10 protein-coding genes are annotated in these 12,201 nt (G+C 73.3%); 5 read left to right on the top strand and 5 right to left on the bottom strand.

From position 1 onward, the window contains the following. Positions 1–450 (bottom strand): hypothetical protein (locus tag HTZ82_RS04595; RefSeq protein ID WP_217623665.1); only part of this gene is annotated, 450 nt, incomplete at its 3' end. After that, complete coding sequence (locus tag HTZ82_RS04590; protein WP_175407972.1) at positions 447–1,733, bottom strand: AarF/ABC1/UbiB kinase family protein; 1,287 nt, start codon at positions 1,731–1,733, stop codon at positions 447–449. The genes HTZ82_RS04595 and HTZ82_RS04590, both read right to left, overlap by 4 nt. A 212-nt stretch (positions 1,734–1,945) precedes the next feature. On the opposite strand from HTZ82_RS04590, the gene HTZ82_RS04585 reads away from it, so the two are divergent. The 3 genes from HTZ82_RS04585 to HTZ82_RS04575 all read left to right on the top strand — a co-directional run bounded on the left by HTZ82_RS04585 (position 1,946) and on the right by HTZ82_RS04575 (position 4,365). After that, the gene (locus HTZ82_RS04585; protein ID WP_175407971.1) at positions 1,946–2,857 is read left to right on the top strand and encodes an SRPBCC domain-containing protein; all 912 of its coding nucleotides are present in this window, start codon (positions 1,946–1,948) and stop codon (positions 2,855–2,857) included. A gap of 117 nt (positions 2,858–2,974) precedes the next feature. Further along, positions 2,975–3,844 (top strand): AraC family transcriptional regulator, encoded by an 870-nt coding sequence (locus HTZ82_RS04580; protein ID WP_175407970.1) that lies wholly within the window; start codon positions 2,975–2,977, stop codon positions 3,842–3,844. Positions 3,845–3,876: 32 nt separating this feature from the next. Then, the gene (locus HTZ82_RS04575; RefSeq protein WP_175407969.1) at positions 3,877–4,365 is read left to right on the top strand and encodes a flavin reductase family protein; all 489 of its coding nucleotides are present in this window, start codon (positions 3,877–3,879) and stop codon (positions 4,363–4,365) included. 55 nt (positions 4,366–4,420) lie between these two features. Here HTZ82_RS04575 and HTZ82_RS04570 read toward each other — a convergent pair whose 3' ends face one another. From HTZ82_RS04570 to HTZ82_RS04560, 3 genes are all read right to left on the bottom strand, one after another. Next, entirely contained in the window at positions 4,421–5,263 is an 843-nt protein-coding gene (locus HTZ82_RS04570) for a geranyl diphosphate 2-C-methyltransferase (protein WP_175407973.1), read from the bottom strand. Positions 5,264–5,326: 63 nt separating this feature from the next. Continuing rightward, positions 5,327–6,715, bottom strand: a complete 1,389-nt coding sequence (locus HTZ82_RS04565) for a terpene synthase (protein ID WP_175407968.1) — start codon at positions 6,713–6,715, stop codon at positions 5,327–5,329. Between the two features lie 43 nt (positions 6,716–6,758). Next, a complete protein-coding gene (locus HTZ82_RS04560) occupies positions 6,759–8,183 on the bottom strand; it encodes a family 2B encapsulin nanocompartment shell protein (protein ID WP_175407967.1) in 1,425 nt (474 codons plus the stop codon). Between the two features lie 812 nt (positions 8,184–8,995). Between HTZ82_RS04560 and HTZ82_RS04555 the strand changes: the two genes are divergently transcribed. Further along, the gene (locus HTZ82_RS04555) at positions 8,996–10,813 is read left to right on the top strand and encodes a S8 family serine peptidase (RefSeq protein ID WP_175407966.1); all 1,818 of its coding nucleotides are present in this window, start codon (positions 8,996–8,998) and stop codon (positions 10,811–10,813) included. 186 nt (positions 10,814–10,999) lie between these two features. Continuing rightward, on the top strand, positions 11,000–12,201 hold a 1,202-nt coding region (locus HTZ82_RS31985), incomplete at its 3' end, for an AAA family ATPase (RefSeq protein WP_254711614.1).

The following is a 12,201-nucleotide window of genomic DNA, read 5'->3' as shown; positions in this document are numbered from 1 at the left end:
CACCACCCGCAGCTCGCCGCCCACCGCGACGGCCACCCCGGCGAGCCGCTCCGCGTCCCACCCCGACGGCCACCGCGCACCCCGGTCCGCCGGCAGCTCCACGGCCGCGACCCGCAACCGCCCCCCGGACTCCACCGCCGCCGCCCGCAGCAGACTCACCCCACCGGCCCCCCGGTGCAGCAGCACCACCCGCCCCCCACCCGCCTCGGCCCGCGCGACCGCGTCCAGCAGCACCGCGTCGTACGCGTCCCGGTACCGCTCGCCCAGTACCACCGCCACCCCCGGCACCCCACCCGCCCGGGACGCCCGCCGCAGCGCGTCCGCCACCGGGTCGTCGCTCACCCCGAGCACCGTCCAGTCGTGAACGCCGACCGCCCGCGGGTCGGCCTCGACGGGTTCCAGCACCGGCCGGAAGGCCCACACCCGGGCCCCGGCCCCCTCCCCGCTCACCGGTTCAACGCCGTGAGCAGCGTGGGAATCGCCTCACCCTGGAAGTCGACGTCCACGTCGAAGTCGTTGATCATCCCCTCCAGGACCAGCAGCGACAGCAGCGGGAAGACGAACGCCGGCGCCGCCGCGACTCCCGACCGCCGCTGCAGGTCGAACAGCCGCGCCGCGAACGGCGCGAGCCGGAACTGCCCGGCCGTACGCCCGGTGGTCGCCGCGACCAGCTCCTCGATCCCGGCCCTGAACCCGGCCAGATCGCATCCCTCCGGTATGTGCTCCGCGCTGCGCAGCACGACGTCGGCGCACTCGGCCCCCCGGCCCAGGGACATGTTCATGAAGAACTGGGCGAACAGCCTCCGCACGTCGGGGCCGAGCTGGATGACGAACCCCGCGTCCAGCAGCACCACAGCGCCGTCCGGATCCAGATACAGGTTCCCGGGGTGCATGTCGCAGTGCACCAGACCGTCGATGAACAGCATCCGGTACACACCCTGGAGCACCTGCCGCACCACCTGCCGGCGCGCCTCGCGGTCCATGCGCGACGCCTCGAACCGGTGCAGCGGCTCCATGAACTCCATCACCAGCGCCCCGGGCCCGGACGCCTCCGGCACCGGCGCGGGCAGCCGGAAACCGGGCAGTGCCGACAGGTTGGCGCGCAGCTTCGCCAGCGCCCCGGCCTCCTGCTCCAGGTCGAGCTGGCCCAGCACGGCCCCGCCCACCTCCTCCACCATCCGCCGCGCGGGTACCCGGCGCAGCGGCGGCAGCCGCTGCATCACCCGGGCGCCCGCCCGCAGCAGGGCGACGTCCGCGTACATGTGCCGCCGGATGCCGGGGCGGCGCAGCTTCACCGCCACCGTACGGCCGTCCGCGAGGCGTGCCCGGTGCACACAGGCGATGCTTCCGGCGGCGGTGGCTGTCCGCTCGAACGCCGTGAACGGCCAGTCGCGGCCCGGTGGATACGCCTCCGCCAGGGCCCGTGACGTCTCCGCCGCCGTCATCGGCGCCACCCGGTCGTGCAGCCGCCCCAGGGCGCCGCACACCCGGGGCGGCAGCAGATCGGTACGGGTACTGAGAAGCTGCCCGCCCTTGACGAACGTCGGCCCCAGGTCGTTCAGCAGCCGCACCGCCCGCCCGCTCACGGCGTCGGGGCGCCCGCCGGGACCGGCGCGCAGCGCGTCGAGCAGGCCGCCCGCCGTATGGCGGACGGTGGTCGCGGTGATCACGGCGAGCCGCCCGGCCAGGGCCGCGGGTGCAATCCGCCGGGACGGCGCAGAGAAGTGCTCCACGGCATTCCTTCCGATCCACGGGAATGACGCGAGAAAGACTTACCGATGCGGAACCGAACAGCCAGACGCTTGCACAGAAAGGCGAAAAGGCGAGAAAACCACGGCGGGTTCGCACCGTTGACAGCACATGACTGCTACATAATATGGGAGCGATCCGGCGGGTGGCAGCCCGCCGCGCGGCGCTCAGGCCCCCGTCGAGCATCGGAGGACAGATGTCGGACCATCACGGCCCCGTCCCCCCGGAAGCGCCCGCCGGGGAACTGCGCCCCGGGGTCGTCCGGGTGACGCTCCGCCTCGCCGCCGAGCCGCACCGGGTGTGGCCCGCACTGACCGAACTCCGCGCGCTGAGCCGCTGGTTCGGGGACTTCTCCGCACCGCTGCGCGTCGGCTCCGACACCCGCCTGGACTTCGGCGACGGCGACTTCTTCACGGTGCGCCCCACCGCGATCGTCCCCGGCCGTAGCGTCGCCTTCGACTGGCGCTTCCTCGGCGTCGGCGCGCCGCAGTCCGTCGTGTGGACGCTCACGCCGGGCACCGACGAGAGCCCCGGAACCGGTTCGGTGCTGACGGTCGAGGACCACGACGACACGCGCAGCGCCGCCGAGTCCGCCCAACTCCTCCACGGCTGGAGCGACTTCCTCACCCGGCTCGGTACGCACCTGCACACCGGGCGCAACACGCGCTACCAGTGGCGCGACGACATCGACGGCTCCGTCGACCTGCCCACCGGACCGTTCAGGCCGCTGCGCCACCCGGCCGTCCTCGACTGGCTCCCCGTCGCCGTCGACGGCTTCCGGCCCGCCTGGTTCTTCATCGTCGACGACGAGGGACCGCGCCGGTTCGCCGTCAGCGACTGGCAGCTCAGACCCGACGAGGAGCTCACGTTCACCGTGGAGATCCCCGACGCCCGCACCCACCCGACCTGCCGTGTCTCCACGGCCCCCGCGGGTCCCGGCACCACCCGGCTGTCGTTCGCGCACCACGGATGGACCAGGCTCGGCCTGGCGCAGGGCCGCGCCCAGGAACTCCGCCGGCGCTTCGCCGCGACATGGACCGCCTCCCTCCGCACCGCCCGCGACAAGGCCGCCACCGCCGGCCCCGGCGGCCCGGGCGGAACCGGCTGACCCGCTCACCCCCGGCCACCCCGGCCACCCGGGCCCCCGACCGAGCCGTACAGCGCCCCGCACGCCGCCGCTCGTCCCCCCCCCGCCCGCGCCGCGTCAAGGAGGCGACGGACCGCCATGTCCCCGTACCCGCCAGCCCCCGCGCCACCGGCACCCCCGTCCGACGACCGCCTCGCCTCCGTCGAACGTGCCGTGCGCCGGATGCGCGACCACCTCGGCGAGGCCCAGTGCCTCACCGACCACGCCGAGGCCGGCCTGTTCAGCCCGTTCCACTTCCACCGCGTCTTCCGCAGCGTCACCTCCGTGACGCCCGGCCGCTTCCTGGCCGCCCTGCGCATGGCCGAGGCACAGCGCATGATGATCCGCGGCAGGCCCCGCGTCACCGACGTGTGCACCGCCGTCGGCTACTCCAGCCTCGGCACGTTCACCACTCAGTTCACCCGGCTCGTCGGCATGTCCCCGAGCCGCTTCAAGCTCCTCGTCGACCAGTACGGCGACCGCAGCATCGGTGACATCGCCGACACCTGCGACCTCGCCCGGGCCCCCGGCCTGCCCGCCACGACCGGCCCGGGCCCGTACGAGCCCACCGGCCACGACAGCAGCGGCGACATCACCGGCGAGGTCACCGGGGCCGGGCCCGGCGCGTCCGGGCTGCTGTTCACGGGTCTCTACCCGCACGGCGTACCGCAGGCCCTGCCCGTGGGCTGCACCGTCACGACCGGCCCCGGAGCCGTACGCCTCAGCCCGCCCGACGACGGCGTGCACCACGTCCTCGCCGTCTGGTTCGACCGGGACACCCGCGTCGCGGACGCCCTCGACGACCCCGCGGGCGCACGCCGCCTGGTCGGCGCGGCCCGCGCACCGCGCCGCGGCTCCCCGGTCCCGTTCACGCTGCGGCTGCGCGCCCCGCTGATCAGCGACCCGCCGATCGTCGTCGCGCTGCCCCTGCTCCTGGCCCGCGCCGCCGCAGCGGCCGGCGGCGGCTGACCCGCACGCCGGACCATCCACCTGGGGGAGAGATGTTGACGTCCGCCGAGTGCAGCACCTTCGTCGACGCCATGGCAGCCGTGCCCGGGCCGGTCGCCGTCGTGACCACCGTGGACCCGTCCGGCGGCCGCTGGGGCTTCACCGCCAGCGCCTTCTGCTCACTGTCGCTCGACCCGCCGCTCGTTCTCGTGTGCCTCGCCAAGTCGGCGGGCTGCCACCGGGCGTTCACCGGCTCGGATGCCTTCCTGGTCAATGTGCTCGCCGACGACCAGGCCGACATCGCCCGCCGCTTCGGGGGCCACGGGCGCGACAAGTTCGCCGCCGGCGACATGACCCCCATCGAGCTCGGCATCCCCGGGCTGCCGAGCGCCGCCTCCCGGCTGGTGTGCGTCACGCACTCCGTCCTGGACGGGGGCGACCACAGCATCCTCGTCGGGCGCGTCCACGCCGCCAGCGTGCAGGAGCGGACCCCGCTGGTGTACTGCAACCGCCGCTTCACCAGCCCGGCCCGCTCCCACTGACACCGTACGGACGGCGGACGACGCGTCACCGCGCCCGCCGTGCCCGCCCCGAGTGTCAGACGCGGTCGGCCGCGATCAGCAGGTAGTGGAAGCTGCCCTCCTTGTACGCGGTGAGGAACGGGTCCTCGATGCCCGTGGCCAGCGCCGACTTGGCGCGCAGCTCCCAGTACGGGATGGTCTGCGCCGTCAGGTCGACCACCTGCATGGGCACGAGCCGGTTGGCGGCCATCGCCTTGAAGTACTCGCTGCGCGGGTGGATGTTGCACGTGTAGTGCTCGTCGATCCGGCTCACCGCCTTCGAGCGGCCGCCGGTGAGGTCGTTGTAGCAGCCGGTGATGCACACGTAGCGGCCGCCGTGCTCCAGGACCCGCGAGAACTCGCCGAACAGCTCGAACAGGTCCACGTACATGGTGGTCTCGTTGGTCCACACACCGCGCCGGGACGCCGTCTCGAAGCCGGTGTCGAGCATGTTCCGGAAGTGGAACCGCACGCGGTCCGCGACCCCGCGCTCCTCGGCCTGGCGGTTGGCGAAGCCGACCTGGTACTCCGAGATGGACACCCCGTCGACCTGGCAGCCGAACCGCTGGTTGGCCATGAAGCTGGTGCCGCCGCGCCCCGACCCGGCGTCCAGCAGCCGGTCGGCGGCCGTGACGGCGCCCAGGTGGTCGAGCAGGACGTCCGCCTGCGCGGTCTCCAGCCGGTGCAGCTCCTCGGTGATGCACTCCTGGCGGGTGTCCTCCGGGCCCTCCAGGACCGACGGGTCGTAGTCACCGATCCCGTAGTGGTGGTGGTAGAGCCCGTCGACCTCGCCGAGCCGCAGGTTGACCGGGTCCTGCTGGTTGGTGTTCCAGTACTCCGCGACCGACTTCTGGAAGTCGGTGCGCAGGACGTCGTTCATCATGGTCATGGTGTGCGCTCCTCGGTGTGTGGGGGGAACCGGGGGCGTGGGGCCCCCGGTCGGTCAGTTCTTCGCGGCCGTGCCGCGGCGGGCGTGGCCGGCGTGGCCGGCGTGCCACTCGCGGCTGCCGCCGAGCCACGCCCAGATCCCCGCGAGGAAGCGGCGCAACTCGGGGGAGCCGGTGAGGGACAGGGCGGCGGCCTCGGCCTCGAAGGTGTGCATCAGCTCGTTGTGGATCTCGACGGTCCGGTCGACGGCCTCGTCCGGCGAGCTTGTCTCCTCGACGGCGACCAGTCGGGGGAGGCCGGTGTCCGAGGGGCCCTCGGTGCCCATCGAGTAGAGGTCGTTCACGATGACGCCGGCGGTGCCGGCCATGGTGAACGCCCGGCGTACCCGGGGGTCCGCGAACTCGGCCTGCGGCACTTCGTACCCGGCGACCGTGTCGATGACCGCCATGCAGGGCAGGAAGGTGTTCCGGTGCCGGTGCGTCAGGAACTCCCGGTCCGGAGGTGTCCCGCCGGACGTGTGCCGGACGGCTTCATGGCCGACGGCCTCATGGCCGTACGCGACGAAGGGGGCGGACAGCTGGTCGCGCAGGCGCCGCAGCTGGGGCGTCGTGGCGTACTCGGAGAGGTGGTCGAGCGCCGAGCGCAGGGCGACCGCCGCCGGCTGGTCGCGGACGACCTGCTCCGCCGCGCCGTCGACGCGGTGGTCGTCGACCGCCCACGCGGCCAGGGCGCACTTGGCCGCGGCGAGCAGCCGGTCGGGGTCGTCCGACGCGGGGTGCGCCAGCATCATGAGCCGGCCGAAACCGGCCGACCGGACCGTGTCCAGCCGGCCCGGGTAGATGCCGACGTCCTCGGCCCACCGCACCAGCCGGTCGTCGACCTCCTCGCCGAGCGCGGCATCGTCACGGACGGCGGGCGGGCCGTACAGCCGCGGCCCGGGCGGAGCGTCCCGCTCCGGAGCCGCACCTGTCGCAGCCGTCGCACCCGTCGCAGCCGTGTCCGCCGGTGCGGCGCCCGTGCGCGGGGCGTCTGCCGGGGTGTCCGGGCCTGCCTCCTGGAGGGCGCGGACCACGGACGTCGCGGCGGCCGTGCCGATTCCGTGGGCGGCCGCGAGGCCCTCCACGACGTGACCCGGCAGCAGCGACCCCATGGTGACCCGCGGGGGTGCGGCGGCGACCGCCGCCCCCGGGCCCGTGGCGCCACCTCCCGTACGGCTCGGACGGAGTTCCGGCAGGCGGTACGGGCCGGCGGCCGGAGGCCCGGGCGTCGCGCGGGCCGCGGTGCTGCCCAGGCCGCTGGGCCCGGTCGGCACACGGGGCCGGTCCGGCGCCGCTGCCCGTGCCCGGGGTGGTGCGGTCCGCGCGGGGTCCGCGAGCAGCGCGCCCACCCGTTCGGCGATCCCGTGGGTGGCGGGCGCGGCGGACATCCGGGACAGCAGGGACACCGGTCAGCCCTCCTTCAGCGGTCGTCCGTGCGGGTCCTGGTGCTCACGCACGCGGACGGACCTCGATGTTCTCGAGGATCCCGATGGCGTCGGGCACCAGCACGGCGGCGGAGTAGTAGGTGCTGACCAGGTACGAGATGATCGCCTTGTCGTCGATGCCCATGAACCGCACGTTGAGCCCCGGCTCGTACTCGTCCGGGAGCCCCGTCTGGTAGAGGCCGATGACGCCCTCGTTGTCCTCGCCGGTACGCATCGCGAAGATCGACGACGTGTGGTGCTCGCTGATCGGGATCTTGTTGCAGGGCAGGATCGGGATGCCGCGCCACGCCGGGATGTGGTGCCCGTCGACGTCGACGCTGCCGAAGTACAGGCCCCGCTTGTTGCACTCCTTGCCGAACGCGGCGATGGCCCGCGGGTGGGCGAAGATGAACTTCGTGCCGCGCCGCATGCTGATGAGATCGTCCATGTCGTCCGGCGTGGGCGGGCCGTCCGGCGTCTGGATGCGCTGGCCGTAGTCGGTGTTGGCCAGCAGCCCGAACTCCGGGTTGTTGACGAGCTCGTGCTCCTGGCGCTCCCGGAGGGCCTCGATGGTGAGGCGGAGCTGCTGCTCCGTCTGGTTCATCGGCTGGTTGTAGAGGTCCGCGACCCTGCTGTGGACCTTCAGGACGGTCTGGGCGACGCTCAGCTCGTACTCGCGGGGCGAGGACTCGTAGTCGACGTACGTGGTCGGCAGGTCCGGCTCGCCCTGGTGGCCGGAGAGGAACTCGATGGCCTTCTCGCCGTACTTGTTGGTCTTGTGCCCGTTGGAGCCCATGGCCTGGACATGGGCGCGCAGACTGTCGTGCTGCCCGGCGACCTGCTTGTACGCCGACTGGGACAGCGTCAGCACCGTGGTCGCGGTGAGCGCGCGGACCGTGTACTCCCAGTTGCCGTTGCCGGCCATCATCCGGCCGCCGAACGAGTCGCCGTCCGCCAGCATGCCGAGGCGGGTCTCGCCCTGCTCGTACTTGGCCTTGCCGACCTTCTCCACCTTGCCGTGGGCGATCAGGAAGACCGTGTCCGCCTTGCGGCCGGCCTCCACGATGACCTGGCCGGGACGGAACTCCTTCTGCGTGAACTTGCCGGCGAGCGCGGTCAGCGCCGCCTCGTCGTCGTAGCCGTGCAGCAGGGGCAGTTCGGCCAGCTCCGCCGGGACGACCTGCACCTTGGAGCCGGTCTGGATGAAGGTCACACGGCCGTCCCCGACCGCGTACGACAGGCGCCGGTTGACGCGGTACGTACCGCCCGGGGTGTGGACCCACGGCAGCTTCCGCAGCAGCCAGCGCGAGCTGATCTCCTGCATCTGCGGGCGCGACTTGGTGGTGGTCGCGAGATTGCGGGCCGCCGCCGTGCTGAGGCTGAGCCGCTCCGCCTGTTCCGTCCGTACCTCGGTCTTCCCCGCGCCGACCGTACGAGTCTCGACAGTCATGGCTGCCTTTCCGTTTCGGGTGGGCGGCGCGCACACGCCACCCACCTGTGGTCACTCTCAGTATCTAGCTGTAACGGAAAGTGATGGTGGGTGGAGTGAGACACGCACAGCGCGCCGTTCGGTGTCGCCACACCGCAGTGCACCCCCGCGTCGCACGCCGACCGAGTGCGCTCCCTGTGCGCCCCTCGATGCCTGAGCGCCCCCCTCACTCGTCCGTGCAAGGGCAAACGATTACTCGCCGGCCGGTCGCCGGCCGGTCGGCAGCCGCCCTGCGGGCGCCGGAGGGTTCGAGCTCCTCGTGGCCGGAAAACGCCCCCGGCCGGCGCGGGGGCCGGTGGTCTCAACTGCCGGGGCTCACAGGTGACTCACCGGTCGGCGGGCTGCGTCGTCCCTGTACAGAGCGGCCCCGCCGGGGCGCGCCCTGCCCCGAGGGGGACGGCTCCGGTGCTGCGGTGAGGGGCCGCGCGGGGGTGACAAGGGTTTTCCCCGTATCGGCTTCATTCCGCGTTTCCCTACTGTCTCCCGCACCGGCGGTTCCTCTTCCCTGACTTGTGAATGTCAGGTGCATGTAACCCCATACGTGTGGACCCCAAAGGGGGTTCCGCCGGTGACGGCCCCGAAGGCGAGGCCGTCGCGCCGGCGGCGGCGCGGGGGCGCACCCGGCCCCAAGGGACTGTGGAGGCACCCCACAAGCAGCCAGAGTCCCGCGCCGCCCGCTCGCGCTCCGCACCGTCAGCTGCTCCGGGAGTCGCCGGAGCCAGCCCCTGAAAGGGAACACCTTGAACGGTTCCAGGCGGAGACTGATATCCGTCGTGGCCGCGAGTGCCACGATCCTCGGCGTCACGGCGACGTCGTCCGTGGCGCTCGCCGCGCAGGCCACCCCCTCCCCGAAGCCGGCTGTCCCGGTGTCGCAGGCCATGAACCCGGCCGCCGCCACGCCGAGCGCGCCCGTCGAGAAGGTCATCGTGACCTACAAGGCGCGCACCGCGGAGGCCACTTCCAACACCGCCGCCAAGAGCGACACCGCCGAGAAGGCCAAGAAGACCGGCGAGAAGCTGGCCTTCGAGCGCCGCCTCGCCGACGGCTCCGCCCTGGTCGACCTGGGCGCCGAGGCCACGGGCAAGGACGCCGCGGAGGTCATGGACGCCTTCCGTGCCGACCCGGCCGTCGCGTCCGTCGAGCCCGACATCCGCGCCTACGCGATGGCGGTCACGCCCAACGACACGGACTACGCCAAGCAGTGGGACCTCTTCGAGCCCACCGGCGGCATGAACGTGCCCGGCAGCTGGGACACCACCACCGGCAGCGGCGTCACCGTCGCGGTCATCGACACCGGCTACGCCGCCCACACGGACCTGGCCGCCAACACCGTGGCCGGCTACGACTTCATCTCCAGCTCCAGCGACGCCCGCGACGGCAACGGCCGCGACAGCGACCCCAAGGACGAGGGCGACTGGAACGCCACCGACGGCGAGTGCGGCATCGGCTCCCGCGCCAGTGACTCCTCCTGGCACGGCACCCACGTCGCCGGCACCATCGGCGCCGTCACCGACAACAGCAAGGGCATCGCCGGTATCGCGTACGGCGCCAAGGTCCAGCACGTCCGCGTCCTCGGCAAGTGCGGCGGCTCCTCGTCCGACATCGCCGACGCCATCACCTGGGCCTCCGGCGGCAGCGTCTCCGGCATCCCCGCCAACCCCACCCCGGCCAAGGTCATCAACCTGAGCCTCGGCGGCGCCAGCAACACCTGCCCGACCGTCTACCGCAACGCCATCAACGGCGCCGTCTCCCGCGGCTCCACCGTCGTCGTCGCGGCCGGCAACAGCAACGCCGACGTGTCCGGCTTCACGCCCGCGAACTGCGACAACGTCATCTCCGTTGCGTCCAACAGCCGTGAGGGCAACCGCGCCTTCTACTCCAACTACGGCAGCAAGATCGACATCACCGCCCCCGGTGGTGAGACCCGCCGCGCCACCGACACGCCGGGCACCATCACCACCCCCGAGAACGGCATCCTCTCCACGCTGAACTCCGGCGCCACCGTCCAGTCGACGGAGAACTACGAGCCGTACATGGGTACGTCGATGGCGGCCCCGCACATCGCCGGCCTCGCCGCACTGATGAAGTCCGCCAAGTCCTCGCTGACCCCGGCCGACATCGAGTCCGCCATCAAGGCCAACGCCCGCCCGCTGCCCGGCACCTGCTCCGGCGGCTGCGGCGCCGGTATCGCCGACGCCACGAAGACCGTGAACGCCGTCACCGGCGGCACCACGCCCACCGAGCCCGGCACCACGTTCACCAACACCACGGACGTGGCCATCACGGACGGTTCCACCGTGCGGTCCCCGATCAGCGTCTCGGGCCTCACCGGCAACGCCCCGGCCACCCTCAAGGTCGACGTCGACATCAAGCACACCTACCGCGGCGACCTCGTCATCGACCTGGTCGCCCCGGACGGCACCGCCTACCGGCTGAAGAACAACAGTAGCAGCGACAGCGCCGACAACGTCCTCGCCACCTACACCGTGGACGCCTCGTCCGAGGCGGCGAGCGGCACCTGGAACCTCCAGGTCCGCGATGTGTACGCGGGTGACACCGGCTACATCGACTCCTGGGGTCTCACCTTCTGAGACTCCGGCGGTCACCGTATCATCGCAGGTCAGGGGCGCACTCCCGGCACATCGCCGGGGGTGCGCCCCGCACCGTTCCCCGCGACAGGGCGTCCACATGCCGGACACGGCACCTGGACGTGGCCGTCCGACTTCGTATCCTCAGGGCGCGGGCAGGGGGTCCGCGGCACCGGAGGGTGGTGGCACATGAGGACGACGCCTTACCGCTCCACGCCGGTCGGGCGGGCCGGTCTCCTCGCACGCCTCGGACAGGTCCTGCGCAGCCGCGGACGCGCCGTCCTCACCGGGCCCGCGGGCATCGGCAAGACCGAGGTCGCCCAGGCCGCCGCCGCCGAGGCCGCCGACCGCGGCGAAACGGTTCTCTGGCTCGCCCCGCAGCCCGCCGACCGCACCATGCCCGGCGCGGCCGCCGCCGCACTCGTCGCCTCCGTACCCGACTCGGCGCTGGAGGGCCTGCCCGGACCGCAGCGGTCCGCCGTCGCCGTCCTCTGCCGCGAGGCCACCGCACCCGACAGCGGCTGGGACCCCATCGCGCTCCGCCTCGCCCTGGCCCGCATCCTGCGCACCCTCGCCGAACAGCGCCCCGTCCTCCTCGTCGTCGACGACACCCGCCACCTCGACGCCGACAGCGCCGACCTGCTCCGCTTCGCCCTCCACCTCGCGCCGCCCGACCTGCGCGTCCTCGCCGTGGAGACCCCCGCCCCGTACGGCCCGGACCGCCCGCACACCTCGCCCGACGGGGCACGCGGCCCGGACCCCGCCCATCCGTACGGCTCCGACGGCCCGCGCGGCCTCGACCACCCGTACGGCACGGACCACGCACACGGCACGGCCCGCCCGACCGGCGCCGCGGGCCCGCGCGGAGACGGCGGCCCGCACGGCTCCCGTGGCGCGTACGGCACTGAGCGGACGTACGGCGCAGGCAGTACGTACGGCGGTTCTGCGAGCGCGCACAGCTCGACGGGCGCGCACGGCCCTCAGGGCGGCCTCCACGGCACCCAGGGCGGCCCGTACGGAGCCGACGGCAGCCACGGCAGCCACGGCAGCCACGGCCGTCGGGGTGCCGAGGGCGCCCGGGGCGCCGGCGGCGAGTACGGCGCCGACCGCCGGGCGGGGTCCGACCGTCCGTACGGCGTCCCGGACGGCGAGCAGCCGTACGGTGCGGCGCCGGTGGCGCTCTGGGTGCCGTCCGAGGCGGACGTGCTGCTGGTGCAGCCGCTGCAGGCCGACGAGATCGCCGAACTGCTGGTGCACCACAGGCTCGCCTCGCGGATGGCGGGGCGCATCCACCGGGCGAGCGGCGGCAACCCGCGGCTCGCGCTCGCCGTGGGCCGGTCGCTGGCCGACGCCACGACGCCCGTGCACCACGCGGAGGCCCTGCCCCTGTC

Origin of the sequence: Streptomyces sp. TRM64462 (assembly GCF_013362995.1) — a bacterium.
Classification (GTDB): Bacteria; Actinomycetota; Actinomycetes; order Streptomycetales; family Streptomycetaceae; genus Streptomyces.
Note: the sequence above shows the minus strand (reverse complement) of the source record. Positions and strands in the feature narration are given on the sequence as shown.

Coding starts and splice junctions, on each gene's coding strand:
- HTZ82_RS04585 (WP_175407971.1), top strand. CDS start 1,946: ATGTCGGACCATCACGGCCCCGTCCCCCCGGAAGCGCCCGCCGGGGAA.
- HTZ82_RS04580 (WP_175407970.1), top strand. CDS start 2,975: ATGTCCCCGTACCCGCCAGCCCCCGCGCCACCGGCACCCCCGTCCGAC.
- HTZ82_RS04575 (WP_175407969.1), top strand. CDS start 3,877: ATGTTGACGTCCGCCGAGTGCAGCACCTTCGTCGACGCCATGGCAGCC.
- HTZ82_RS04570 (WP_175407973.1), bottom strand. CDS start 5,263: ATGAACGACGTCCTGCGCACCGACTTCCAGAAGTCGGTCGCGGAGTAC.
- HTZ82_RS04560 (WP_175407967.1), bottom strand. CDS start 8,183: ATGACTGTCGAGACTCGTACGGTCGGCGCGGGGAAGACCGAGGTACGG.